This window comes from Streptomyces sp. NPDC088732, assembly GCF_044751205.1.
GTDB lineage: Bacteria > Actinomycetota > Actinomycetes > Streptomycetales > Streptomycetaceae > Actinacidiphila.
The window spans coordinates 258,887-284,943 of sequence record NZ_JBIVLI010000004.1 but is presented as its reverse complement, the minus strand read 5'-3'; the positions used below and the strand labels follow the sequence as shown (position 1 = coordinate 284,943).

General features: G+C 72.8%; 19 protein-coding genes. 9 read left to right on the top strand and 10 right to left on the bottom strand.

The genetic code is table 11. From position 1 onward, the window contains the following. Nucleotides 1–252 precede the first annotated feature (252 nt). The 3 genes from ACIP9H_RS09195 to ACIP9H_RS09185 all read left to right on the top strand — a co-directional run bounded on the left by ACIP9H_RS09195 (nucleotide 253) and on the right by ACIP9H_RS09185 (nucleotide 3,244). The gene (locus tag ACIP9H_RS09195) at nucleotides 253–954 is read left to right on the top strand and encodes a hemolysin III family protein (protein ID WP_401580838.1); all 702 of its coding nucleotides are present in this window, start codon (nucleotides 253–255) and stop codon (nucleotides 952–954) included. 132 nt (nucleotides 955–1,086) lie between these two features. Further along, the gene (locus ACIP9H_RS09190; protein WP_401580840.1) at nucleotides 1,087–2,625 is read left to right on the top strand and encodes an MFS transporter; all 1,539 of its coding nucleotides are present in this window, start codon (nucleotides 1,087–1,089) and stop codon (nucleotides 2,623–2,625) included. After that, nucleotides 2,612–3,244, top strand: coding sequence for a TetR family transcriptional regulator (locus ACIP9H_RS09185; RefSeq protein ID WP_401580842.1), 633 nt, complete (start codon nucleotides 2,612–2,614; stop codon nucleotides 3,242–3,244). The genes ACIP9H_RS09190 and ACIP9H_RS09185 overlap by 14 nt, the downstream gene beginning before the upstream one ends. Nucleotides 3,245–3,276: 32 nt before the next feature. Here the strand turns inward: ACIP9H_RS09185 and ACIP9H_RS09180 are convergent, their stop codons facing one another. The 7 genes from ACIP9H_RS09180 to ACIP9H_RS09150 all read right to left on the bottom strand — a co-directional run bounded on the left by ACIP9H_RS09180 (nucleotide 3,277) and on the right by ACIP9H_RS09150 (nucleotide 14,733). Further along, a complete protein-coding gene (locus ACIP9H_RS09180) occupies nucleotides 3,277–4,047 on the bottom strand; it encodes an NDP-sugar synthase (RefSeq protein ID WP_401580844.1) in 771 nt (256 codons plus the stop codon). 66 nt (nucleotides 4,048–4,113) lie between these two features. Then, nucleotides 4,114–4,980, bottom strand: a complete 867-nt coding sequence (locus ACIP9H_RS09175) for a polysaccharide lyase (protein WP_401580845.1) — start codon at nucleotides 4,978–4,980, stop codon at nucleotides 4,114–4,116. A 79-nt stretch (nucleotides 4,981–5,059) separates the two neighbouring features. After that, a complete protein-coding gene (locus tag ACIP9H_RS09170; protein WP_401958439.1) occupies nucleotides 5,060–7,075 on the bottom strand; it encodes a right-handed parallel beta-helix repeat-containing protein in 2,016 nt (671 codons plus the stop codon). A 93-nt stretch (nucleotides 7,076–7,168) separates the two neighbouring features. After that, entirely contained in the window at nucleotides 7,169–8,971 is a 1,803-nt protein-coding gene (locus tag ACIP9H_RS09165) for a right-handed parallel beta-helix repeat-containing protein (protein ID WP_401580848.1), read from the bottom strand. Next, nucleotides 8,968–10,215, bottom strand: a complete 1,248-nt coding sequence (locus ACIP9H_RS09160) for a glycosyltransferase (protein WP_401580850.1) — start codon at nucleotides 10,213–10,215, stop codon at nucleotides 8,968–8,970. Before ACIP9H_RS09160 ends, ACIP9H_RS09165 begins: the two co-directional genes overlap by 4 nt. Nucleotides 10,216–10,399: 184 nt before the next feature. After that, the gene (locus ACIP9H_RS09155) at nucleotides 10,400–11,296 is read right to left on the bottom strand and encodes a 2-dehydropantoate 2-reductase N-terminal domain-containing protein (protein ID WP_401580851.1); all 897 of its coding nucleotides are present in this window, start codon (nucleotides 11,294–11,296) and stop codon (nucleotides 10,400–10,402) included. Between the two features lie 1,397 nt (nucleotides 11,297–12,693). Further along, a complete protein-coding gene (locus tag ACIP9H_RS09150) occupies nucleotides 12,694–14,733 on the bottom strand; it encodes a thioredoxin domain-containing protein (protein ID WP_401580853.1) in 2,040 nt (679 codons plus the stop codon). Between the two features lie 151 nt (nucleotides 14,734–14,884). Between ACIP9H_RS09150 and ACIP9H_RS09145 the strand changes: the two genes are divergently transcribed. From ACIP9H_RS09145 to ACIP9H_RS09135, 3 genes are all read left to right on the top strand, one after another. After that, nucleotides 14,885–15,160 carry a hypothetical protein gene (locus ACIP9H_RS09145; RefSeq protein ID WP_401580855.1) on the top strand — a complete coding sequence of 92 codons (276 nt, stop codon included), beginning with the start codon at nucleotides 14,885–14,887 and terminating at the stop codon, nucleotides 15,158–15,160. Beyond that, nucleotides 15,157–15,564 (top strand): PIN domain-containing protein, encoded by a 408-nt coding sequence (locus ACIP9H_RS09140; RefSeq protein WP_401580857.1) that lies wholly within the window; start codon nucleotides 15,157–15,159, stop codon nucleotides 15,562–15,564. The genes ACIP9H_RS09145 and ACIP9H_RS09140 overlap by 4 nt, the downstream gene beginning before the upstream one ends. Nucleotides 15,565–15,726: 162 nt before the next feature. Next, a complete protein-coding gene (locus ACIP9H_RS09135) occupies nucleotides 15,727–16,725 on the top strand; it encodes a helix-turn-helix domain-containing protein (RefSeq protein WP_401580859.1) in 999 nt (332 codons plus the stop codon). Nucleotides 16,726–16,782: 57 nt separating this feature from the next. Here ACIP9H_RS09135 and ACIP9H_RS09130 read toward each other — a convergent pair whose 3' ends face one another. Continuing rightward, complete coding sequence (locus ACIP9H_RS09130; protein ID WP_401580861.1) at nucleotides 16,783–20,190, bottom strand: S8 family peptidase; 3,408 nt, start codon at nucleotides 20,188–20,190, stop codon at nucleotides 16,783–16,785. Nucleotides 20,191–20,466: 276 nt separating this feature from the next. On the opposite strand from ACIP9H_RS09130, the gene ACIP9H_RS09125 reads away from it, so the two are divergent. Continuing rightward, nucleotides 20,467–23,607, top strand: coding sequence for a tetratricopeptide repeat protein (locus ACIP9H_RS09125; protein WP_401958630.1), 3,141 nt, complete (start codon nucleotides 20,467–20,469; stop codon nucleotides 23,605–23,607). 105 nt (nucleotides 23,608–23,712) lie between these two features. Here the strand turns inward: ACIP9H_RS09125 and ACIP9H_RS09120 are convergent, their stop codons facing one another. Further along, nucleotides 23,713–23,955, bottom strand: a complete 243-nt coding sequence (locus ACIP9H_RS09120) for a hypothetical protein (protein ID WP_401580862.1) — start codon at nucleotides 23,953–23,955, stop codon at nucleotides 23,713–23,715. A 4-nt stretch (nucleotides 23,956–23,959) separates the two neighbouring features. Further along, nucleotides 23,960–24,832: a mycothiol conjugate amidase Mca gene (gene mca, locus ACIP9H_RS09115; RefSeq protein WP_401580864.1), complete on the bottom strand. Its 873-nt coding sequence runs from the start codon at nucleotides 24,830–24,832 to the stop codon at nucleotides 23,960–23,962. A gap of 105 nt (nucleotides 24,833–24,937) precedes the next feature. Here mca and ACIP9H_RS09110 point away from each other — a divergent pair, with 105 nt between their 5' ends. Both ACIP9H_RS09110 and greA read left to right on the top strand, forming a co-directional pair. Next, nucleotides 24,938–25,348: a DUF4307 domain-containing protein gene (locus ACIP9H_RS09110; RefSeq protein ID WP_401580865.1), complete on the top strand. Its 411-nt coding sequence runs from the start codon at nucleotides 24,938–24,940 to the stop codon at nucleotides 25,346–25,348. A 174-nt stretch (nucleotides 25,349–25,522) separates the two neighbouring features. Then, complete coding sequence (greA, locus tag ACIP9H_RS09105) at nucleotides 25,523–26,020, top strand: transcription elongation factor GreA (RefSeq protein WP_401580866.1); 498 nt, start codon at nucleotides 25,523–25,525, stop codon at nucleotides 26,018–26,020. Nucleotides 26,021–26,057: the final 37 nt, after the last annotated feature.

Sequence of the window (26,057 nt, the reverse complement as noted above, 5' to 3'; positions counted from 1 at the left end):
CGCTCCGTTCCGCCCGGTGTGCACTCACCTGGCGTCAGTTTTCGAGGGTGTTTTGTTGGGACCCCTTGGGGGCTGCGACCCGGATGCTGCTTCGTGGGTTGCTCATCCGGTGCCGACCGCACTCATATGAGTATCAGGACAGGAAACACGATCTGTCCAGGGCGCGTGGGGTGAGCATCGCCACTCCCAACGTCCGGCGACATTGCAAATTACCTCACGGTAACCTACGCCAGCGTAGGTAGCATTGACCCCATGAGCTCCGTGGACGAGACTCCCGTTGTGCCTCCCGCCCTTGATGAACTCGCCTCCGCCACCGCCCCGCTGAAGCCCAAGCTCAGGGGGTGGTTGCATGCCGGGATGTTTCCCGCCGTCCTCGTCGCGGGCGTCGTCCTGACCGCCTTCGCCGAGAGCACCCGCGGGCGGATCGCCTGCGCGGTCTTCACCGTGACCGCCTGCGCGCTGTTCGGCGTGAGCGCGCTCTACCACCGCGGCAACTGGGGCCCGCGCGGCGAGGCCGTGCTGCGCCGGCTCGACCACGCGAACATCTTCCTGATCATCGCGGGCACCTACACGCCGTTCACGCTGCTCCTGCTGCCCACCGGCAAGCAGGAGATACTGCTCTGGCTGGTGTGGGCGGGAGCCCTGGCCGGCATCGCCTTCCGGGTCTTCTGGGTCGGCGCCCCGCGCTGGCTCTACACGCCCTGCTACATCGCGCTCGGCTGGGCGGCCGTCTTCTTCCTGCCCGACTTCATGCGGCACGGCGGGGTCGCCGTGCTGGTGCTGATCATTGTCGGCGGCCTGCTGTACAGCATCGGCGCGATCGTCTACGGCACCAAGCGCCCCAACCCCTCGCCGCGCTTCTTCGGCTTCCACGAGGTCTTCCACTCGTTCACGCTCGCGGCCTTCATCGCCCACTACGTCGGCATCTCGCTGGTGGCCTACACCCACGCGTAGCCACCCGCAGCGGCCCCGAGAGCCCCGCGCACCGCACCGGCGGTCCGCGGGGCTTTCGCATGCCCGCATTGATAGCTACTCTTTTTTGAGAGTCACTGTCATTTGACGTCGGCTATCAGAAAGAGCTGTGCCATGACAACGAACGACCCCCGCCGCTGGTGGGCCCTCGGGGCCCTGGTGGCGAGCATGCTCGTCCTCGGTTTCGACATGACGATCCTGAACGTCGCCCTGCCGACCATGGCCGCCGAACTCGGCGCCGACACCGGCGACCAGCAGTGGATCGTGGACGCCTACACCGTGGTGTTCGCCGCCGCGATGCTCCCGGCGGGCCTGCTGGGCGACCGCTGGGGGCGGCGCCGGATGCTCATCGCGGGCCTGGCGGTCTTCCTCGCCGGCTCCGTGCTCGGCGTCCTCGCCGGCAGCCCCGGAACAGTGGTCGCCGCCCGCACGGTGATGGGCCTGGGGGCCGCGCTGGTGATGCCGCTCGCGCTGTCCGTGCTCCCCTCGCTGTTCGGGCCCGAGGAGCGCTCGAAGGCCGTCGGCGCGGTCACCGCCGCCATGGCGCTGGGCCTGCCGCTCGGGCCGATCATCGGCGGCGCCCTGCTCGACCACTTCTGGTGGGGCTCGATCTTCCTGATCAACATCCCGCTGGTCGCCGTCGGCATCACCGCCTGCCTGCTGCTGCTCCCCGAGACCCGCGACCCCGCCACCCCCCGGATCGACCTGCCGAGCACCGTGCTGGCGATGACCGGACTCGGCACGCTCGTTCTCGGCATCATCGAGGCCCCGCGGCGCGGCTGGACCGACCCCCTGGTGCTCCTCGCGCTCTTCGGCGCGCTCGCCCTGCTCACCGGACTCGTGATGCGGGAACGACGCCAGGAGCGGCCGATGCTCGACCTCGGACTGCTGCGGCAGCGCGGCTTCCTGTGGAACGCGGTCGCCGCGACGCTGGTCACGTTCATCCTCACCGGGCTGCTCTTCGTCCTGCCCCAGTACCTTCAGGCCGTGCTCGGCAACGACGCCCTGGGCACCGGCCTGCGGCTGCTGCCCATGATGGGCGGCCTGATGGTGGCGGCCCGGGGCAGCGCGCCGCTGGTGGCCCGGTTCGGGGCACGGCCGGTGGTGACCGCCGGGCTGCTGGTGCTCGCCGGGGCCGCCGTGCTCGGCAGCCGTACGCAGGTCCACGACGGCTACGGGTTCACCGCGCTGTGGCTGTCGGTCACCGGGTTCGCCTTCGGCTTCGCGATGATCCCGGCCATGGACGCCGCGCTCGGCGCCCTGCCGAGGGAACGCGCGGGTGCCGGCTCCGGGCTGCTGATGACCCTGCGGCAGACCGGCGGCGCGATCGGCGTGGCGATCCTGGGCAGCCTGCTCGCGGGCGCGTACACCGACCGGCTCGACACCACCGGCCTGCCCGCCGCGGCCGCCGGCACCGCCGCGGACTCCGTCGGTGCCGCGCACGCGGTGGCCGCGGCCCTCGGCGACCGGGCGCTGGCCGCCTCCGCGGACGCCGCCTATGTGCACGGCATGGACCTCGCCCTGCTCGTCTGCGGCGCCGCCTCGGTGGCGGCCGCCGTCCTGACCGCCCTCTTCCTGCCCGGCACCGGCGGGAAGCCGCGGACGGCGGCTCCCGCCGACGTGGCAGCGCCGGTGGTCGATGCCCGACAATGACCACGTGACCGCACCGACCAGCCCGACACGCCCGAGCCTGCGCGAGCGCAAGAAGATCCAGACCCGCCGGGCCATCCGCCGCGCGGCCTACCGGCTCTTCGAGGCGCAGGGGTACGACGGCACCACCGTCGAGCAGATCGCGGACGCGGCCGAGGTCTCCGCCAGCACGGTCTTCCGGTACTTCCCGACGAAGGAGGACATCGTCCTCACCGACGAGTACGACCCCGTCATGGTGGCCGCGCTGCGCGACCGCCCGGCGACGGAGCCCATCGTCGAGTCGATCCGGCACGCGCTGCTGGGACCGATGCGGGAGATGTTCGCCGACCCGGCCGAACTGGACGAGATGCGGCAGCGGTTGCGCCTGGCGCGCACCGTCCCGGCCATCCGCGCCCGCATGGGCGAGAACATCCAGCAGTCCAGCCTGCTGCTGTCCTCCGTCACGGCCGAGCGCCTGGGGCGCCCCGAGGACGACTTCGAGATCCGGGTCGTCGTCGGGGCGCTGATCGGCGCCTGGGGCGAGGCCATCTTCCACTGGATCGACACCGGCGGCGGCGCCGACCTGGCCGACCTCCTCGACCGTGCGCTCACCCTGCTCGCGGCCAACCTGAACGAGCGCTGACCGGCTTTTCCCGCGCGGTCCGCGCCCGCCGGCTACACCGCTTCGAGGGAGCGGACCCAGCCGAAGGCGGCCACCTCCTTGGTGGCCTCCTTGAGGTCCTTGGCGTTGTCGACGCCGCGCCAGTAGCCGTTGATGCGGTACGCGGACAGGCGGTTCTGCTCGCACAGCGCGGGGAAGGTGGTGTCCTCGTGGTCGCCGAGGTCGGGCAGGAGGGCGGTGACCTCCGGCTCGAAGAGATAGACGCCGGCGTTGATCCAGTGCGGGAGCACGGGCGCCTCGGTGAAGCTGCTGACCCGGTCGCCGCCGGCCAGCTCGACGATGCCGTACGGGGACTTCAGCGCGGTGACCGCCAGCGTGGCCAGCGCGGACCGCTCGACGTGGGCGCGGGCCAGGTCGCGCAGCGAGAAGCGGGTGAGGATGTCGCCGTTGAGACCGGCCCAGCGCTCTCCGGGGTGCGGCAGGCCGCGGGCGGCGTACTTCAGGCCGCCGCCGCGGCCGAGCGGTTCGTCCTCGACGACGATGCGCACGCGCAGCGGCAGCGGATGGGTGTCCACGTACTCCTGGAGCGCGTCGGCGCGGTAGCCGCAGGAGATGATCACGTCCTCGATGCCCTCGGCGGCCAGCCAGTGCGCCTGGTGCTCGAAGATCGGCCGGCCGGCCACCTCCACCAGGGCCTTGGGGATCCGGTCGGTGTACGGGCGCAGCCTGCTGGCCTGCCCGCCCGCGAGGACGACGGCCTGGCGGACCAGCGGGCCGCCCCATGCGGTGACGGCGGTCGGGGCGGCGTCGTGCGTGGTGGTCATGATGCCTCCTTGAGGGATGCGAACTGCGGTGCTGCGTGCTGCGGTGCTGCGAGGTCGGTGGGACGGTCACACTCCGGGCAGCGGCCCGATGGAGCGGTCGGACACGGCGAAGGCGGCGAACTCGGCGTGCTGGGTGCGCGGCGTCGCCCAGCTCGGGTCCCCGCCGCCGAAGAAGGTCGAGAAGAACACTCCCCCGATGCCGAGCCGGCCGGTCGTCCGGAACTCCAGCCCCCGGCTGAGCAGGACCTGGGCGCCGTCGAGGAACACGGTGACCGAACCGTCCTTGCGCCCCGGGGTGTTGAGGCGCACGGCCTGCTCCACGCAGGCCCACCGGCCGAGCGGCCATCGCCAGTCGCCGCTGCCGAGCGAGGTGCCGTGCTCGACGGAGGTCGGCAGGTACGCGTACACCTCCGCGGTGCCGCCCCGGCGCCACATGTAGCGCGTGGACAGGCCGTCCGAGCCGTCCGGGATGTGCTTGCCGCTGGTGACGGACCCGCCGTACAGGCCGGGCAGCTTGCCGCCCTTGACGAAGTCGAAGTCCGCGGGGAAGCGCACGTAGTACCGCAGGCTGAGCGCGTCGACGGGCCCCGAGCGCAGCGCGAGGTACAGCTGCGCCCCGCCCTCGGGGCTGCCGAAGTCCCGGGCGACGGTCGGACTCGCCGAGCCCGCCGGGTACCGCACCTGGAGCAGCCGGCCCAGCACCGGGTGCGCCTGGGCCGGCAGCCTGACACGGGACAGCCCGAACGAACCGGCGGCGCGGGGCTCCAGCCGCGGCCCGAACACCCGGGCCGCGGAGGCCATGTCCAACGTGGTGTCCCGGCCGGCGGACGGGCCGGCGCCGCGGGCGGAGCGGTCGCTCCCGTACGCGGAGCACGACGCGAGGGCCGCCGCGGCGCAGGCGCCGCCCCCCGCGATGAACAGCCGTCTGTGCATGGTGCCGCTCCTTTCCTGGGCCCGCTCCGCCCGGTGTCCCGCGTGTGCCGTCGTTATCTGCGCTTGTGCTGATGTGACGTCAGGACGTGCTGACGATGCGGTAGTCCACCTCCGCGGTGCCGGACGGCGCGGTGTGCAGCGTCAGCGTGCCGTCGCTGCCCGCACTGCCGGTCGCCACGGTGGCGCCGCCGGCGGTGAGGGCGTACCGGGCCCCGGGGGTGAGTCCGCCGGCCCGGAAGGCCAGGTCCGTCCCGGCCGTCCCCACCGCCACGAGGGCCTGGTACGGCGCCGCGCCGTTCGGCACCCGCGCGGTGGCGGTGCCGCGGCCGGGCAGCACGGCCAGCGGCAGCGGGGTGACGTTCACCGACGAGGTGCCGACCGCTGCGGAGGTCAGGGTCGCGGTACCGCCGGCCGGGGTGAGCGCGGTGGCCATCCCCGGGAAGCCCGCGACCCGGTGGACCGTGCCCCTGCCGCTGGTGAAGGACGCCGAACTGACCTGGTCCAGCTGGACCTTGGTGGTCTGGGCGGCGTTCTTGAAGACCATGCCGCCGGGTGTGACGGCGTCGCCCTTGACGGTGTAGCCGAGCGAGCCGGGCACGGTGTTGCCGTCGAACACGGTGCCGGTGGTGTACTGCGTGAGCACGCCGGAGTCGAAGTCGCCGGTGAAGGTGTTGCCGGTGAAGACCGTGCCGTCGGCCTGGTTGAGCTTGACCGCGTTGCTGCCGGTGGTGTCGAAGACGTTCCCGGTGAAGGTCAGGTCCGTCGGCCGGCCGGTGGCATTGGTGTACGCCGGGAGGTCCGAGCCCTGGTAGGTGAAGACCGCGTACTGCACGCTGTCGGTGACGGTGTTGCCGTACGTGCTGATGTCCTTCGCGCCGACGCTGTAGCGCAGTCCGTACTCGGCCCCGCTCACGGTGTTGTTCCGGATGATGTCGTCGCTGCTGTCGAAGACGGCGATGCCCGCGCCGTTGGGCTGGTCGTGGACGTTGTTGTCCTCGATCACGGTGTCGGTGACCCCGCGGTGGATCATGATGCCGTGCACCTGGTTGTCCGAGGCGTCGGTGTCGCCCGGGGGCAGGTACGGCGGGATGCCGTTGTGGTCGACCTCGTTGCGGGCGATCAGCAGGTGGTCGCAGCGCTGGGAGCAGATGATCCCGTGGTTGCCGTTGTGATGCGAGTGGTTGTCGGTGATGGTCAGGTTGTCGGAGTCGTCGTGCGGGTCCAGTCCGTACGACTTGTTGTGGTCGTACTCGTTCCCGTCGAAGACCATGCCCTGGGCGTTGAACGTGTAGGTGCCCATGTAGTTGTGGTGGAACCGGCTGCGGATCTCCGAGCCGTGGACGTCGAGGGCCGCGCAGGCGTCGAGATGGGCGGCGTCGCAGCCGCGGCCCTTGTACGCCACCCCGTAGCTCTCGGCCGCGTAGTAGCCGAGGTAGCCGAGGTCGCTGTCGACGATGTCCATCCGGGACTCCCGGGGGACCCCGTCGGCGTCGAGGAACGACAGCGCCCGGATGAAGGAGCGGCCGCGCGCGACGGGCGGCGCGTCGTCGGGCACGCTCGGGTCGGTGTCCGGGCCGCCCGCCGCGTCGTCCCAGGAGGTGATGGCGACCGAGTCGATGTCGATCGTGCCGTACTGGGCCGTGATCGAGTTGACGTTGGTCGCCGCGCTGTCGGCCAGGCTGCGCAGCCGCAGCGTGTCCACGTCACCGCCGCCGGCGGCCGACGAGCCGTGCAGGAGGAGGGTCGCGCCGTTCTGCACGACCAGGTCCGCGCTCAGCTCCCAGGTGCGGCTGGCCGCGTCGACCAGCCGCAGCGGCGCCGACGCGCACAGCGAGGCGATGTCCGACAGGCTCGCGGTGCCGGACTGGAGGTAGATCGTGTTGGTGCTCGACGCGTACCGGATCTGCCCCGCGCAGGTCGCCGCCGACACCGGCCCGGCGGACAGCGTGAGCGCGCCGCCGACCAGCACGGTCGTGGTCAGCGTGGCGGTGAGCGCCCGCAGCCGGCGCGGGGCGGTGACGGCAGTGACGGTGGCGGTGGCGGTGGTCGAAGGTCCGCAGCAGGCGGACGTCGTGGGGCGACGGCGGTCTCTCATGGTGCGGCTCCTGTGGTGACCGCCGGGACGGAGCGGCGGCGGGTGGTGGCGGGTGGTGGGACGCGCGGGGCCGCCGTCCGGCGGCCCCGCGGATCAGGCGGTGTTGCGTACGTGCGAGGCGACCTGCGGGGCCGGCGTCCTGCGATGCCTGACCTGGTGGACGGTCTGCATCCCGGCGGCCAGGGTCAGGGCGAGCAGGGCGGCGAATCCGAGCCAGGGGAACGGCGGGAGGGTGACCTGGGTGCGGCCGCTGCGGTGCACGGCGCCGGGCCCGAACAGCGCGATGGGGGCGCGGACCCGGGAGTCGGTGAGATCCATGCGGCCGTCGCGGCCGACCTCGATCCCCTTGCGTTCGGCCAGTACGTCCAGCGCGGTGCCGCTCGCGTGCACACCGGCCGCGAGGTGCAGCCCCCGTCGGGCGCCGCTGATCGTCAGATGGTCGAGCCGGGCCGACGCGCCCAGGTCGACGGCGGTGGTCGCGCCGGACACCGAGCCGCCGGTCACCCGCAGTCCGGGTGACGCGGAGGACAGGCCCTTCCTGGTGGTGCCGCTGACCCGCACGTCGGTGAGTGCCACACCGGAGGTGGTGTCGGAGGCGGTGACCCCGACCCGTCCGCCGCGCACGGTGACGCCCCGCAGCGCCACCTGGCGGGCCTGCCCGTAGACCGTGATCCCCGTGGGGGAATCACTGACAGCTGTCTGACGGATCGTCACATCGGAGCCGGAGACGGCGATACCGCGCTCGAAGCCCTGGACCGTGCCCCCGGTGACGGTGGCGCCGCTGATGCCCGCCGCGAGGCTGATCCCGGTCGCCCCCGTGCTGAAGTGCGGCTCGTCGACGGACACGTCGCTGCCCGCGCCCGAGACGGCCAGGGCGACCGGGGCCCCGTGCACGGTGGCGGTGTCCACGGCGCACTTGGCGCAGGACACCAACCGGATGCCGCCGCCCTGGTCGCCCTGCGAGGTGACGCCGGTGAGCCGCAGGCCGCTCTGGGCCGTGGCCTTGATGCCGCTGCCGCGGTTGCCCGACGTGGCGACGCCGGTCAGGGCGCGGCCGTCGGTGCCTCCGGCGGTCAGGCCGTTGCGGCCGTTGTCCTGCGAGGTCAGGTTCTCGATGACGGTGCCGGCGTCCCTGTTCAGCACCACGCCGTCCTCGAGGGAGCCCTTGACCGTGACGTCCGACAGCTTCACGCCGGTGGATCCGGCCAGCCGCAGGCCCGTGCGGTTGCCCACGAAGGAGGAGCCCGCGGCGGAACCGGTGCTGCCCTTGCCCCAGGTGACGCCGGAGAACCCGCTGAGACCGGGGCCGGAGCCGGGAAGGCCGAACCCGGTGACCGTGCTGTGGCTGAGGTCGAGGCGTCCGCCCGCCCCCATGAGGAGGTACGGGCGGCCGGCGGCGTCCTCGGGCGCGGGCTCCTTGCCGTCCTCGCCGACCGACGCGAGGGTGGCGTCCCGCACCTCCAGCGTGGCCCTGCTGCCGCGGATCCACGTGCCCGAGGCGGCCGTCGAACCCGCGGCGAACAGCACCTTCCCGGTGTCCGGCCCGATCCGCAGGGTGGTGCCGGGCGTGAGCAGCACCGCGGTCCGCACTTCGACGGCGGAGTCCCCGCCGGTCTGCCGGGCGACCCAGTCGTGCCCGGTGTTGGCCGCGAGCCAGCTCAGGGGAACGGCGCCCGCCTGCGGATACAGCCGGCGGACCACGGTGCCCCGGCTGACCAGGGCGACGGTGCCGGGCCTGATCACCATCAGCCGCTCGGGGCGGCCGGTCCGCTCCCAGGCCGCGGCGTCCGGGTCGCCGGCGGCGACCGCGACGGCGGACGGCAGCACGGCGGTCAGCACCGCGGAGGACAGGGCCGTCACCACGGCCACGGCGAGAGTGCGCAGCGCGGTGCTCACGCGACCACCTCCGACTGGGCGGACCGGTCCTGCGCGGGGACCGAGGCCGTACGGACCACGACGCCGTTCTCCACCGAGACCTGGCGGGTGAGCCAGCGCTGCTTGCGGATCGTGGCCAGCGCGCACAGCTTGACCACGGCCATCACGAACGACACCACCACGAAGCCGGGCACCAGGAAGAACGAAGAGGGCTTGCGGACCAAGTGCGGCAGGATCTTCATGGACCGGCTGATCCACCACCAGCCGGCCAGGCACGCCACGAAGAACCAGTCCTCGCGGACGATCGCCAGCGTCATGAAGATCGGCGAGAAGAGCAGCGTGAAGCTGCTGACCCCCTTGTCGACCATGGTGAAGGCCAGGAACGGGTGCCGCCAGACCCAGCGGCGCGACAGGGCCCGCAGGTCCGAGCGCCAGGTGTTGCGGGCCCAGCGCAGCCGCTGCTTGAGGAAGATCCGCACCGTCCCGGGGAAGGTGGACCACACCCGGGCCGAGCGCTGCATGAAGGCCAGGTGGCCGCGCTCCAGGATGAGCGTGGTCAGCCGTTTGTCGTCGCCCGACATGCAGGGCACGCCCATGAACGTCTCGGCCATGAAGTCCTCGGATATCTCCAGCAGCAGCTTCCGCCGGTAGACCGCGGTGCGGCCGGACAGGCAGGAGACCGCGCGGCCCATCCGGGACTGGGCGGCGTTCTCGTCGAAGTACCGGTAGTCCAGGAACATGTCGTTCACGCGCTGGAGGAAGCCCTTGGGGTTGTAGACGTTCTGCCGGGTGCCCACGCCGCCCACCTTCGGGTCGGCGAAGGGCTTGCACGCCTCGGCCGCCACGTCGTCCGCCCAGATCGTGTCGGAGTCGACGAGCGCCACGAGTTCGGTCCGGCACGCCTCCCAGCCGCGCACCAGCGCGTCCCGTTTGCCCGGGACGTCGGTGATGACGACGGTGACGGGATACCGGGCGGCGATGTCCTGGCAGGCCTGGTCGGTGACGTCGATGACCAGGACCACCTCCTCGACGTCGTTCGCCAGCCAGGACTCGATCGCCAGGGCGAAGATCTCGGGGTCCTCTTGATAGACGGGGACGACGATGCTCATGGGCAGCCTGAAGTCGCCCGCCACGGGCCGGTAGAGGGACGCCGGGGCCCGGCGGACCAGCCAGCACGTCCAGCGCACCAGGCCCAGGATGCCGAGCGGGAGGTAGACGAGGTAGTACCGGAAGTCGAGCACGGTGGTGTCGAAGAATCCGCTCATGTGCCTGTTCTCGTGATGGGCGGTGCGACAGCTTGCTTGAGGTGGGGCGAGCGGGGCCGGGGCCCGGGAGGGGAGTGTCCTCGGTCCTGGGGGGTCGGCCGGGACCGGGACGCCCGGGCCCCGGCGGCTTCCGGGGCCGGGCCCGCCGGGGCGTGCGCCACGCCGCGGGGCGTGGCCGGCCGCCCTACGCGACGTCGGCCGTGAGGGCGTCCGCCTCCTGGTCGACCTTCTCGGCGAGGGTGTCGTTGACGGCGACGACGGCACGCAGCAGCGGCATGTCCAGGCCGATCGTGTCGGCCAGGCCGAGGAAGCCCTGCGTGTCCTTGGGCAGGCACACCCCGCCGTAGGGGGCGCCGCCGCGGATGCCGTACAGCGGGTTGTAGGAACCCTCGGCGGAGCGGGCCACGGTCTGCGCGATGGGATCGAGGTCCAGGCCGAGCGACTGGCTGACCAGCCACATCTCGTTCCAGAAGCTGATCTTCGTCGCGTTGTAGATGTTGTGCGCGCACTTGACGAACTCGGCCTCCGCCGGGTCCGAGAAGAAGCGCATCTCCCCGCCGAAGGGCAGCAGCAGTTCGGCCAGCCGCTCCCGGGTCCGCGCGCTGCGCGAGGCGATCACGGTCATCCAGGGGTAGCGGAAGTCCTCGACGGCGGAGGCCGCCCGCAGGAACTCCGGGTTGCTGGCGAGCATGAAGTCCTCGCCCAGGCGGCCGCCCGAGTACTTCTCCAGCAGCGGCTGGACGAGCCCCTCGGCGGTGCCCGGCGGCACGGTGGAGCGGACCACGACGATGTGCTTCTCCGCCGCGTCCGCCAGCGCCTCGCCCACCGAGGTGGAACCCGCCTCGAACGCGGACAGGTCGTAGCGGTGCCCGACGTTGGGCGTCGGGAGGGTGAGGAAGAGGAAAGCGCCGGGTTCGGCGCGCAGGTCCAGGGTGTCGCGTGCGTCGAGTCCTTCCGAACGCAACTGGTCTATCCGCTGCGGCAGGACATCGATGAATGTCACCTCGTGACCGGCATGGAGAAAACCCTTGCCGGTGGCGGTGCCGACAACTCCGGAACCGACGATGAAGATTCTGGCCATGGGACTGCCTCCTGATGGGACCTTGACGGGAAACGCGTGGCGCCGACATCAGCGTGGAATACATGTGAAGCGCGGGTGAACGAACAGCCGGGACGAATGGATCCGCCGTTCCCGGCCCACCGCCCCCGGTCCACCGGTCACGGCGGAAGGGGGGCACGACGGAGCGGGAGCCGCCCCGCCGCCCGGGGACACGGAGCGACGCGCGGTGAGGTGACGGCCGGTTGCTTCCGGTCGGGTCCGACGGGCCCGCGGCACGCCGGGCACCCGTACGGGCAGCCGGGAGACATCGCCGAGGCGTCGGCCGGTGCGGCGTACCAGCCCGCACCACCCCGCCTGCCAGTGGTTTTCCCCCGCCGCACGGGACGCCGGACGCGGATACGGAACGCCGGACGCGACCCGGCCGGCTCACCGCGCCGGTGTCGCCCCCCGGCCCGGCGGGGACCACTGACAGCGGCCGGTACGGCCGCGCTTGCGGAGCCGGCAGCTGTTCGCCGCCTTCGGCACCGTGCATTCCGGACCACGCGGCGCCGCACCCCAAGCGGCCCCGCACCCGTGAATCGTGAGTGCCATCGAGCACTCACCCCCCCTCCGAGTCGGAGTAAGAAAGTTATACAGGGGCCCCGGAAGCCCGCGGGTAAAAGAGTTTGTTACGGGCACATGTTGTCCAGATGACGCGCCGGACTCCCCCGTTTTCTGACACTCCGCCAGAAGTGCTTCTGCGTAAGCGACTTCAAGATCGCCGGCGCGGCCCCGTTCGGGACTCCCCGGAAAAGGCGGCGCCCCGAGGAAATCGACGGCCGGACAGGGCCGCAAAACAAAAAGAGAACTCCCGTGCATTGCGGACCCTTTACGGAATACACGCCCGGCACTCCGCGCGCCTTTACATTTCCCCGTCGCGCGCATCGGGCCGGCCGCGCGTGCGGCACCGCGCGGCCGGCGGCCGGACGCAGGGCCGCCCGACCTGCGGTCGGCCTCCGGTGCGGCGGCGGCCCGCCGTCCGCGGCGCGGGGCGGCCGGCACCGCCGCGAATGAGGGCGTCCGCGCCCGGCCACAGGGTGCCGAATACCAACGGGAAGCAGACACTCCGCCGGAACCCGGACATGGCGCCCGTTCGGTACGTAGGGCACCAGTTCGGCGGGCGAAAACCCGCACTCAATTCCCGGCGGACCCCCGGGGACGCAGGGGCCGCGCCCCACAGCGCGTCACCGACAGTGAGCACTGCGCAGTTGCCGCCCGGTTACCGGCACCGCCCCACGCGTCATGATCACCCACTCCCGCCGGCCATGTCCGGAACCGGACACTTTCCGCCGGATGCCCCGCAACCGCATCACATATCGACTGATAACCCATCAAATCACCCGACGAAAGGGGCACATGACGTCGTGACGCGGTCCCGTTCAGCGCGCGCCGAGCTGCTCCGCCAGCGCCCCGGGGTCGGCGGTCGGCGCCGCGCACACGAAGTGCCTGCAGACATAGGCGGCCGGGCGGTCACCGAGCAAGGGGCGGTCGGCCAGCAGGGCGTACTCGTCGCCCCCGGGCGACCCGACGGCGACCACCGCGCCCGGGGCGGTGCCCAGCAGCGCCACGCGGTGCAGCGCCGCCGTTCCGGCATCGCCCGCCGGACCCACCACGGCGACCTCGCGGGGACCGTCGAGGGCCGCCTCGGCGACCGCCAGACCCCAGCCGATGAACCGCGGCACCCGGCCCGCGAGGGCACCCACGACCCCGAGCGCCCGCTCGGCGGCCTCGCGGTGCCGGTCGGACCCGGTGTACGCGGCGTACGACAGCAGGGCCCCGGCCGCGGCCGTCCAGCCCGAGGGCGCGGCGTTGTCGGTCGGGTCCTGGGGCCGGCGGATCAGCGCCTCCGCGTCGTCCGCGGTGTCGTAGAGCGCCCCGGCCTCGCCGGTGAAGTGCCGCAGCACGGAGTCGAGCAGCAGCCCGGCGAAGTCCAGCCACACGCCCTCGCCGGTCACCGCGGTGAGCGCCAGGAAGCCCTCCGCGACGTCCGCGTAGTCCTCCAGCACACCGGCGTTGACACCCACCACGCCGTCCCGCGAGGTACGGGCCAGCCGGCCGTGCTCGTCCATGTGCACCCGCACCAGCAGGTCGGCGGCCGCCACGGCCGCCGCGACCAGGTCCGGCCGCCCGAAGTACGCACCGGTCTCGGCCAGCGCAGCGATCGCCAGCCCGTTCCACGCGGCGACGACCTTGTCGTCACGGCCGGGGCGCGGACGGGCCTCGCGCGCGGTGAAGAGCCGTTCGCGCACCGAGGCGATGCGCTCGGTGCTGTGGCTGTCCGCCGGCCCGGCGTCGGCGGGCAGCCGCAGCACGGACGCGCCCTCCTCGAAGGTGCCCTCCTCCGTCACCCCGAAGTGCGCGGCGGCGAGCGCCGCGTCCGCCGGGCCGAGCACGTCCGCCAGCTCCTCGGGCGTCCAGACGTAGAACGCCCCCTCGCCGTGGCCGCCGCCCGGCTTGTCGCTGTCGGCGTCGAGCGCGGAGGCGAACCCTCCCTCGTGGGTGCGCAGTTCGCGGACGAGGAAGTCGGCGGTCTCCAGGGCGACCCGGCGTGCCAGGCCGGAGCCGGTGGCGCGCCACAGGTGGGCGTAGACCCGGCACAGCAGGGCGTTGTCATAGAGCATCTTCTCGAAGTGCGGCGTCACCCACTCCCGGTCCACGGAGTAGCGCGCGAAACCGCCGCCGAGCTGGTCGTAGATGCCGCCGCGGGCCATCGCCTCGCAGGTGTCCGCGGCCATCTGGAGCGCGCCCTCGGAGCCGGTGCGCGCGTGGTGCCGCAGCAGGAACTCCAGGGCCATCGACGGCGGGAACTTGGGCGCGCCGCCGAACCCGCCGTGCGTGGCGTCGTAGTCCCGGGTCAGCCCGAGCAGCGCCGCGGCGAGTTCCTGCTCCCCCGGCGCGGTCGTCCCGGCGAAGGCCGCGGAACGCGCGCCCAGGTCCTTCACGATGCTCGCCGCGACCTCGCCGACCTCGTCGCGGCGCTCCCGCCAGGCCGCCTCGACGCCCTCCAGCACCTGCCGGAACGAGGGCATGCCGTGCCGCGGGGCCGGCGGGAAGTAGGTGCCGAAGTAGAACGGCTCGCCCTGCGGGGTCAGGAACACCGTCATCGGCCAGCCGCCCTGCCCGGTGGCGGCCTGCACGGCCTCCATGTAGACGGCGTCGACGTCGGGCCGCTCCTCGCGGTCGACCTTCACCGACACGAAGTGCTCGTTGAGGTACGCGGCGGTCTCCTCGTCCTCGAAGGACTCGCCGGCCATGACGTGGCACCAGTGGCAACTGCTGTACCCCACGCTGAGCAGCACCGGCACGCCGCGCTCCCGCGCCTGCGCGAAGGCCTCCTCGCCCCAGGGCCACCAGTGAACGGGGTTGTCGGCGTGCTGGAGCAGATACGGCGAGGTCGCGTCGGCGAGACGGTTCGGCATGCCCCCATCCTTGCCCATCACGACGGCGCGGACCCACTGCATCCTCGCCGCGCCCCGCTTCACGTGGCGGAACCCCACGGTATGCGGGGGTGTATCCGGGTGTAGGCCGCCGCCCCGGAACTGTAATAGTTCTTGTCGTACACTTGGTCCCGTGAAGACGAACCGAACCGGATCGACCGAGAACATCTCCGTGTCCTTGCCGTCGGAACTGGTCGGAGCATTGCGCGCGCGTGCCGGCCGACGTGGCGTGTCCGCCTACATCACCGAGGCGGTCCGGCACCAGCTCGCCATGGACGGTCTGGCCGAGATCGTCGCCGACCACGAGGCCGAGCACGGCGCGCTCACCGATCAGGAGATCGAGGCGGCGCACCGTGAACTCTTCGGCGAAGAACAGCAGTCCCGCGAAACCGGACCGAACGCCGCGTGAAGGAGCCCGCAGCGCGATCGCTGGTCCTCGACTCCCAGGCGCTGTCCCTTCTGCTCGGCAATGACCGGCGGACGGTCACCCGCATCGAGGCATCCCGCCGGGCGGGTGTGCCGGTCCTCGTCTCCGTTCTCACCGTGGTCGAGGCCGTCCACGCCAAAACGGATGTCGCGCGGCTCGACTGGATCCTCTCCCGGCTCCAGGTCGAGCAGGTCAGCCAAGCAGACTCGATGACCGCCGTACGCCTGCTGCTGGATGCGGGCGGCCTGCACGGGCACAAGTACGCGATCGACGCCCTCGTCGCCGCGCTGGCCCTGCGCTCCCCGGCCCCTGTTCTGGTCCTCACCTCTGACCGTGACGACTGGTCGCAGTTGTGCGGGAGCCGCGTGGGTACCGTCGACGTCTGACGGGCCCGAGCTGCCGCGCCCCCGGGCCGACGCGAACGCCTCCCCTCTCCCGGCCCACCCGGCACCGTCGGGCGGTTGCCCGCGGCAACGGACGTTGTCCCCGGGCGGATGTGCTGATGAAATCGACCGCCGGACGACACCCGCGGTGAAGGGAGGGGCGAGATGCTGGAGACGGTGGGCCTCACGGCAGCCGAGGGCGATGTGTACCGCCTGCTGCTCGTCGCCGAGTCGGCGTCGGCCGAGGCGCTCTCCGGCCGCTGCGGCCTCGACGCCGCCGCGGTCCGGCGGCTGCTGCTCACGCTGGAGGCCAAGGGACTGGCGTACCCGGTGGAGGACAGTCCCGGCTGGTTCGCGGCCATCCCGCCGGAGGTCGCCCTCGTGCCGCGGCTGCAGCGCCACTCCGAGGCCCTGGACCGCACGCGGGCGGCCGTCGTCGAGATGGTGCAGACGTACCAGCGCGCCGCGCGGACCCGGGTCGGGGGCGAGGCGGTCGAGATCATCAGCGGTGCGGCCGCCCTGCGCCAGCGGCTGCGGCAGCTCCAGGACGGCAGCCGCCACGAGATGACATGGTTCTGCAAGGCCGGTTATGTGGCCATGTCCCCGGAGAGCAACCAGGAGCAGTTCGCGGCGCACGCGCGGGGCGTGCTCTACCGGGTCCTGTACGAGCAGGCGTACTTCGACGACCCCGGTTCGGTCGACAACGTCGTCACCGGGGTGCGCGCCGGCGAGACCGCGCGTGCCGTGCCCCGGCTGCCGCTGCGGATGGCGATCGCCGACCGGTCGGTGGCCGTCCTGCCGCTGGCCTCCTCCGCCGGACCCGGCAACCCCAAGGAGCTCACGGCGGCGCTGGTGCGGGAGAGCAGCCTGCTGGAGGCGCTGATCGACCTGTTCGAGCGCTACTGGGAGGTCGGCGCCCCGCTCCGGGTGACGGAGGAGGGGCGGATCGGCGGCGCGGGCCCCGAGGAACCGGCGCCGCTGGCCGCCGAGGACCGGCACCTGCTGTCGCTGATGGTCGCCGGCCTGACCGACGAGGCGATCGCCGGGCAGCTCCGCGTGAGCAAGCGCACCGTCCAGCGCCGCGTCCAGGGGCTGATGGGCCTCGCGGGCGTCGCCACCCGCATGCAGCTGGGCTGGCACGCGGCACGCCGCGACTGGCTCTGAGAGACCGGGCGGACGGCGGACGGGCCCGCCGGAACGTCTCCGGCGGGCCCGCGCCCACTACTTGAGCAGGTACGCCCTGATCACCGTCTGCCGGAAGGAGTTGCCCGCGGCGTCCTTGACGTACGTGCGCAGGCTGACCGATCCGCCCGCGGCACGGCGCGGGCTGTCCACGGTCACGGTGCGGTGCGTGCCCGAGCCCTTGACCGCGGCCGGCTGCCAGGTCCTGCCCTCGTCGTAGGAGACCTCGGCCGTGAAGGTGCGGACGGGCGACTCCGCGGCGCCCACCGCACGCTGGACCAGGACCGGGATGTCGAGCCGCTTGCCCGCAACGGCCCGGTTCCACTCGTCCAGTTCCGGCGCCATGCGCACCGCGTACAGCGGCAGCGCCTGCCGTGCCGACGGGGTCTGCGACCGGAAGCCCCACTCGGCCCGCAGATGTGTGGAGACGGCGCTGAGCGGGGCCAGGTCGCGGTCCTGGTCGAGCGTCAGCCGGTAGTCGGCGGGCGTGGTGTCGGTGGGCACCGCCGCGTAGCCGTAGAAGTACGGGACGGTCTCACCGTTCCGCCGCAGCTCCCACTTCGGCTCGTTGACGGAGGACGTCGCGGCCACCAGGTCGAGGTTCCCGTTGGCGGCGTCCTGGATCGCGAACACCATGTCGTCGCCCTCGCGGTAGGTGTTCACCTCCTCGGGGGAGAAGCCGGCGGCCTGCACTCCCTGGTTCCAGTGCTCCTCGACCCGGGAGCCGGCCTTGTAGCCGTGGATGGTGCTGAGGTAGCTCTGCCCGCGCGGGCTGTCGGGGTCGAAGAAGTTCCACTGGTCGAAGGCGGCCGACCAGCGCAGCCCGTCGGCCGCGGAGAACCAGTCGACCCGCCGCTCGGGGACCGTCAGTCCCTGCATCCGGTGCGAGGTGAACCGGACGTTGTCGACGTACATGTAGATGAAGCGGGCCGCGGTGGTCCCCGGGGCGGTGGCGGCGAAGGTGCTGGTCACCCGGGCCAGTTCCGACCGGTGGGGGCGGTAGCCGGGGTCCGCGGGGATCTGGCCGTGCACCGGCCGGGTCAGGTAGTAGGCGGACGAGGGGTTGCCGTCGTCGGCCGCGGGCTCGCCCCAGATGGAGCTGACCAGGTAGGTGAACGCCGAGTGCCTGGCGCGCGCTGTCGGCGTCGCGTACAGGCCCGCGATGTGGTCGTCGCCGATGGCGTTGTTCACGGTGACGGAGAGCAGTTCGTCGTGCAGGCCGATGGTGCCGACCTCGGTGGAGATGATGCGCGCCGACCGGCTGGGGGCCGAGATCGTGACGGGCTTCGCCTTCCGGGCGTCGATGGTGACGGCGCGGTCGGCGGTGGCCACTACCTCGGGGTCGCCGACCACGACGCACTCGGTGAAGTCGGCGTTGAAGAAGAAGCCGGTCACGGAGTAGGTGTCGTTCGGCAGCCGGAACGTGGTGCTGCCCTTGCCGAGCAGTTCCTGCTCGTAGGCCTTGCCGTCGGCCGATTCGACGAGCAGGTAGGCGTTGTCGGGGGCAGCGCCCGCGCGGTTCTTCAGGGTGATGCGCAGGTCGTGGGACGGCTGCTCCAGGTCCATGCCGAACGGGACGCGGACGGAGACCCCGCCGTCCGCGGAGACCGCGCTCACCACGCCGCTGTAGGCGGCGTAGAGCGTGGTGGCCTCCGGGGTCACGGTGAGGGTGGCCTCCGCGGTCCCGTGCGCGGGCACGGTGACCGTGTCGGTGCTGAGCCGGAAGAGGCCGGCGGGCGCGGGCTGGTCGAGCCTGCCGGTGCTCGCGTTCTGCCGGAGCCGGAGGGTGACGGGCGCGGCGCCCGGGTTGCGGTAGGTGATCTTCCGGCTCACCGGCGGCCGCTGGGCGTCGGTCCAGCGGACCAGCCCGAAGTCCAGCGCGGCGGCATCCGCGCCGACCTCCTGGTCGACGGCGCGTGCGACGTCCACGCGCCCGGCGCCCTGGTAGTAGGCGCCGTGCTCCTTGGCACCGGTCGCCGACTGCATCAGCTGCCGCTTGACCTGCTCCGCGGTCCAGTCCGGGTGCTGCTGGAAGAGGACGGCGGCGGCTCCCGCCACGTGCGGCGTGGCCATGGACGTGCCGTCCATCGTGATGTAGCCGTCCTCGGCGGTGGTTCCGCCGGCCCGGGCGGCCACGATGCCGACGCCGGGGGCGATGACGTCCGGCTTGAGGCCGGAGTCGCCGGTCCGCGGGCCGACCGAGCTGAAGACGGCGCGGTCGTCGTCGGTCTCGGCGGCGCCGACGGCCAGCGCGCGGTCCGCGGAGGCGGGCGAGGAGACCTTGCTGCCGGAGCCGTTGTTGCCGGCCGCGGCCACCACCAGGACGCCGTAGTCACGGCTGACGGTGTCGACCATCGCCTCGACGGCGTCGGTCTCCGCGGTGTCCGTGTCGCCCAGGCTGAGGTTGATCACCTTGGCGCCGTGCTGGGCGGCCCAGGCCAGTCCCTCGATGATGGCGGAGTTGTCGCAGTTGCCGTCCGCGGTGCACACCTTGCCGGACAGGATGCGCACGCCGGGGGCCACGCCCTTCCAGCGGCCCGCGGAGAGCGCGCCGGAACCGGCGATGGTCGAGGTCACGTGGGTGCCGTGGCCCATCAGGTCGTCGGTGTTCGGCTCGCCGGTGAAGTTCGCCGACTCGGTGACCACGCCCGCCAGGTCCGGGTGGTTCGGGTCGTAACCGGTGTCGAGCACCGCGACCTTGACGCCGTTGCCCGTCCAGCCCTTCTCCCAGGCGTGGGGGGCGCCGATGCGCGGCACGGAATCCTCGGCCTGGACCCTGGACCGGCCGTCGAGCCACACCCGGCGCACGCCCGCGCCCAGGGACGTGACGTCCGCCCGGCCGGGGGCGATGCCCCGCCAGAACCGCGCGGCGTCCTCGGGGCGTTCGGCCAGCGTCGCGAAGGAGGTCCCGTTGACGGCGTCGACGCGCTCGGCCCCGGCCGTGGCGAGCCGGCGTTCGGCGGTGCCCGCGTCGCCCGCGTACTGGACGATCAGCGGCAGGGCCGGGCGCTCCGCGTACTTGCCCCTGACCAGGGCCGAGACGTTGAACAGCGCCGTGTCGAGGCGGCCGGTGGCCAGCAGGGGGAGGGCGTCGGCGGGTATCACCGTCCAGTCGCGGCCCTGCTGCCGCTTGACGAACGTGATGTGCTCGCGCCCCGCGGCGGGCTCGGCGCTGACGCTCTGCCGGCCCGCGGGGTCCGTCTCCAGCGTGACCCGGTCACCGGTGATCAGGGTGACCTGGTGCCGGGTGACCCCGGCCGCCGGCCCGGCGGCCCGGTCCTGTGCGCCGGGCTGTCCCGCGGCCGGCGCGGCGCCCCGGCCGGTGTCCTGGGCCGCGCCGGGCGTCGCCGTCAGACCCGCCAGCAGCGCCGTGAGGGCGGCGGCCGCCATGTAGCGCGGTCGCGGGCTCCGGACCCTCGGCCGCCACCTGCTGTTCATGTGTCTCATGGCGAGTCAGCATGTCGCCGCGGACGGCGGGGGTCAGCACCCCGCCGCTGTCCAGCAGGTGCCAAGTCACCTTTGCGCCAGGGCACCGGGGGTACGAAGCAGCACAAGCGGGGAGGAAATCGCGGAACGGGCCGGTGGCCGGCGCCTGCCCGGCCCGCTCCGCGCTTCCGCAGCCCCGGCCGCACCGATGGTGTCGCGATACGGCGGGTTCGGCAGGACACTTGGGGCCTGGCTCGGCGACCGAGGGGGACCGCGTTGACGAAGCGGACTGCGGAACTGCACCCGTCCGACCGGGCGGAGGTGTTACGGCTGCTGGAGCGGGCCGTCGCGGGAGAACGACGGCGCAGGCACCCCGAGGACGGCGACGAACTGCTGCGCAGGGGGCGCGCGGCACTGGAGACGATCGCGGACGAGGCCGCGGGCGAGTACACCGCCTACGCGGCGGCCCGGGACGCCGAACGCGCCGGGCGGCGCGCCGCGTTCGGCACCCCCGCCCTGGTGACCGCCGTGGCCGCGGTCGCCACGTGCGTCGCCGACCTCGGCTGGGGCACCGGCGCCGGTACGGCCCTGGGCGCCGCCGCGGTCGTCGCGGTGGCGGGGGCGGCCACGACGGCGGCCTGCTCGGCGGGCGGCTCCGGTGCGGGCGGCGGGCGCCCCGGCGAACTGCGCCGCGCCTGGCTGGAGGCGGTGGACCGGCGCGGCGTCCGCCCGTTCCTGGAGCGGCAGCTCACCGCGACCGCCCCGGCACCCGCGCCGGGTCCGGCCCTGCCCGCGCAACGGCGCACCGACCGCAGCGCCGCCGCGCGCGGCCGCAGCGTCCTGGAGCAGTCCTTCGCGCAACTCCCGTCCACCGACGGGCCGTTCGCCGGTCGCCGGGACCATCTGCGGTTGATCGCCCAGTGGGTGCGCCAGGCGCGCGTCTCCCCCGACAGCGGGCCCGTGGTCGTCGTGCTGCACGGTCCGGCGGGCTCGGGGCGCACCACGCTGGCCCTGCGCGCCGCCCGGCAGCTCAAGGACCAGTTCCGCGGCGCCTGCGTGGTCGATCTGCGGGGCGCGGCCCCCGGCGAGCGGCCGCTGCCCACCCGTGACGCGCTGCTGCACCTGCTGAACCGGCTGGGCGCGCCCCGCGAGCAGTTGCTCTTCCGCGAGCGCACCTCCCAGGAGCAGAATCTGCGGCGCCTGGCCGACGAGTACCAGAAGCGGCTGACGGGGGTGCCGGTCGTCGTCGTCCTGGACGACGCGGCCGACGCCGCTCAGGTCAGGGCCCTGGTCCCCGAACGCTCCGACAGCCTCGTCCTGGTGACCGCGGCCGGGCCGCTGGCCCTGGACGTGCCGGCCGCGCGCGTCCACGACCTGCCGGTGGAGCCCCTGGCGGCGGGCGCCTCGCGGGAGTTGCTGACCGAGCTCGGCGGGGACGCCGGGGCGGCCGGGGCCGGCGCGGAGGAGATCCGGCGGTTGTGCGGCGGGCTCCCGCTGGCGCTGCGCGTCGCCGGCAGTTCGCTGCCCCTGCGCGGCGCGGCGGCCCTCGCGGCGGAACTCGGCGCCTACGGGCCGCTCGACCCGGTCGACCGGGCCCTGTCCCTGCGCTACCAGGACCAGCCGGAACCCGCCCGCAGGCTGCTGCGGCGCCTGGCGCTGGCCGGGCGCACCAGTCTCGGGGCGGCGGCGGCCGCGGCGCTGCTGGCGGCCGACGAGCAGGAGACGGCACGGCGGCTGGGCGAACTGGCCGCGGCCGGGCTGATCGAGCACGTCCGCGGCAGTCGCTACCGGCTGCACGATCTGGTGCGCCGCTTCGCGCACGCCCGCCTGCTCGACGAGGAGGACCCGGACGAGCGGGCCGCCGCCCAGGAGCGGCTGATCCGCAGCTACGCCGAACTCGCGGACTCCGTGATCCGCCTGGTGGACGGCCGTACCTCCACCCGGGCGGACCGTTTCGGGCCGCAGGGCTTCGCGTCGCTGGACCTCGCACTGCGCTGGCTGGACGAGGAGTCCAGTTTCATCACCGCCGCGCTGCGGCAGGCCGACGGCGTCGACCAGCGGGTCGTGCAGCACCTGCTGGGCGCGCTGTGCGACTACTGCCTGCTGCGCGGCGACCTGTACCGGCTGGGCGAGATCAGCGAACTGGCGCAGCGGCACCAGCGCGAGGCCGACCAGAACGTGCTGGTGCGCTCCGTGCAGTGGCGCACGGGGATCGCCGCCCGGCAGCTCGGCGAACTCGACAAGGCCCGTTCCACGCTGACGTCCGTGGTCGACCTGTACTTCGAGGCGCAGCACCCGGCGGGCGCCGCCCGCGCGTTGTGCAGTCTCGGCATCACGCTCCAGCAGCAGGGCAGCCTGCACGAGGCGGAGGCCAGGCTCCGCGAGGCCCTGGAGCTCCAGGCGGCGGAGGAACTGCGCGCCGACCGGGCGTGGACGCAGCACGCGCTGGCGGCGGTGCTGCGCGACGCGGGCCGGCTGGCGGAGGCCGGCGAGCTGCTGGCCGAGTCGCTGGCCCTGCACCGCGAGAGCGAGAGCGTGCACGGCCAGGCGTGGGCCCATCTGCAACTCGGGCAGTGGCAGCTGGCGGTCGGCGACGCGGACCGCGGCGAGGCCGAACTCCGGGCCGCCGGCGAGGCCTACGCGGCCACCCGTGATCCGCGCGGCACCGCCTGGACGGCCACCCAGCTCGCCCGCGCCCGCCTCCTGCGCGGCGACGCCCCCGCCGCGCAGCGCATCCTGGGCGACGCCCTGGTGCGCCACCGGGCCAACGAGGACGCCCGGGGTGAGGCGTGGTCGCTGTACTACCTCGGCCAGGCGCTGGAGGAGGCCGGGGAGCTCGATCCGGCGCTGCGGGCCCTGGAGCGTTCCCGCACGATGTTCAGCCGCATGCGGGACGTCTACGGGCTGGCCTGCGCCCGGCACCACTCGGCGCGGGTCACCCGCGACCAGCGGGCCGCCCTGACCGGCAGCCTCCGCAACAGCGGCTTCGCCCGCCAGTTGCTCCAGGACGCCCGCGCCGACTTCCGCCGGATCGGCGTACCGCACGGCGAGGCCTGGTCCTGCGTCGAACTGGCCGTGATAGACGCGGGCAACGGCCGCGTCCCGGAGGCACTGGAGCTGCTGCGCGACGCCGAGCGCCTCTTCACCGCGCTGCCCGACCGCCGGGGCGCGGACTGGTCGCGTTTCCTGCAGTGCACGCTGCTGCCGCTGCTGACCGAGGACGGCGCCGCCGAGGCGCGCGAGGGGCTGTCCACGTTGCTGCGGGACACCTACGAGGGACGCGACCTGGACCTGGAGGAGTACGCGGAGGCGTACGCGCTGCTGCTGGAGCGCGGCGTCGAACCCGGCACCCCGTGGGAGGCCTGGCGGCTGGGCATGGTGCCGTCGCGCGGGGCGCGCATGGCGATGACGCCGCCGCCGGCGGACCGGGCGGGCTGATCCTGCCGCACCGCGGACCCCGGGCCGAGCGCCGCGGGGCGTCTCAGGGCATGCCGCGACCCCGGGCGGGCTCCGCCCGGGGTCCCGCGGCGCGGTGCGGCTGGATCAGCCGGCGCGGCCGGCGCCCTTGCCGGGGGCCGGCTCCGCCTCGGCGGCGGGGTCGGGCTCCTCGACAAAACTGATCTTGTGCATCTGCTTGTTCATGTTCTTCATCAGCCACCACAGGGCGAGGCCGATGAGGGCGAAGATGACGAAGCCCAGGAGTCCGGGCGTCACCTTGTTCTCGTCGAGGTCCTTGACGGCGAGAGGAACGAGCTGGGCTGCGGCCGTGCCGAATGTCGCGTTCACGCGCTCAATTCTCCCGGATGCCCGCGAAGAGGTCGTCCTCGGGGAGGGTGGTGTCCACGCGGGACTTCGCGAGCTCGTAGTCCTCGTTCGGCCAGACCTCCTTCTGGATCTCCATCGGCACCTGGAACCAGGCGCCGTCGGGGTCGATCTGGGTGGCGTGCGCGAGCAGCGCCTTGTCCCGGATCTCGAAGAACTCGGCGCACGGCACGTGGGTGGTGATGGAGCGCTCGGGCCGGTCGAAGGTCTTCCACCGCTCCAGCCACTCGCCGTACGGGGACTCCAGGCCGCGGGAGAGCAGGGCCTCGTGCAGGGCGACCGTGCGCTGCCGGTTGAAGCCCTGGTTGTAGTAGAGCTTCAGCGGCGTCCAGGGCTCGCCGGCCTCGGGGTAGCGCTCCGGGTCGCCGGCGGCCTCGAAGGCGATCATCGAGATCTTGTGGGTCATGATGTGGTCGGGGTGCGGGTACCCGCCGTTCTCGTCGTACGTGGTGATCACGTGCGGACGGAACTCGCGGATGAGCTTCACCAGCGTCCCGGCGGCCTCGTCCACGTCCTGCAGGGCGAAGCAGCCCTCGGGCAGCGGCGGCAGCGGGTCGCCCTCGGGGAGGCCGGAGTCGACGTAGCCGAGCCAGGACTGCTTGACGCCCAGGATCTCGCGGGCCTCGTCCATCTCCTTGGCACGGACCTCGTGGATGTGCTCCTCGATGTACGAGTCGCCCTGGAGCTTGGGATTGAGTACGGAACCGCGCTCGCCTCCCGTGCAGGTGGCGACCAGGACGTCGACGCCCTCGGAGACGTACTTGGCCATCGTGGCCGCGCCCTTGCTCGACTCGTCGTCGGGGTGGGCGTGCACGGCCATCAGTCGCAGCTGATCGGTCAAGGTTGGATCCTCAGTCAAGGGTCGGAGTAGCGACTTCTATAGTGACCGAAGCAAGGGGCTGTTTAATTCCAGGGCCGGACTCCCGGCCCCCGGGAGGACTGATCGATGAGCGCGGCGACGTCGCAACTGCCCGAGGGCCGGTACGGCCGGAGTGCGGACGCGGACGCCCGCACCGACCGCAGACTCAAGGTCATCGGGGCCGTACTGGGCGCGTTGACGCTGGTCCTGCTCGTGTGGATCGGCTGGGACAAGATCGCCGGCACCGAGGTGAGCGGCCAGGTGATCACGTTCCAGGTGGTCTCCGACCACGAGGTCCAGGTCCATCTGGAAGTGCGCAAGAACACGGACACCGAAGCGGTCTGCACGCTGCGCTCGGTCGCCGAGGACCACTCCGAGGTGGGCCGCCGCGACGTCCGGCTGAATCAGCACAGCGATCGCATCGACACCGTGGCCACCATTCGCACCACCAGTCGCGGGACTTCCGCGGAGCTGATCGGCTGCCAGCCGACACACTGATCGGGCCGGTTCCATCGACACCCGCCTGACCTGCGCTGATGCCCTTTTGATGCTTTTCCTCTCGCCGATTGTCGGGGGGAATTGTTAGGCTCGTGGTTTCGCCCTCCCGCGAAGACGCATCTTTCTGGGTAGGGCGTTCATTTGTAAGCAAGCGAGTACCGACGAGGAGCACCTGTGACCCAGACCAGTGAGAACGTCACCTGGCTGACCCAGGAGGCGTACGACCAGCTCAAGGCCGAGCTGGAGCATCTGTCTGGTCCGGCGCGCGCCGAGATCGTCGCCAAGATCGAGGAAGCCCGCCAGGAAGGCGATCTCAAGGAGAACGCCGGCTACCACGCGGCGCGTGAGGACCAGGGCAAGCTGGAGCTCCGGATCCGCCAGCTGACGCAGCTGCTGCAGCACGCCAAGGTGGGCGAGGCCCCGGCGGACAACGGTGTGGTCGCGCCCGGCATGGTCGTCACCATCGCCTTCGACGGCGACCCGGACGACACGCTGACCTTCCTGCTCGGCTCGCGCGAGTACGTGTCGTCGGACCTGGAGACCTACTCGCCGCAGTCGCCGCTCGGCTCGGGTGTGAACGGCAAGAAGGTCGGCGAGGACGCGAGCTACGAGCTCCCCAACGGCAAGAAGGCCTCGGTGAAGATCATCGAGGCGAGGCCGTACAGCGGCTGACCGACGCGGGCGCCGGCACCCCGGCATCCCCGCCCAC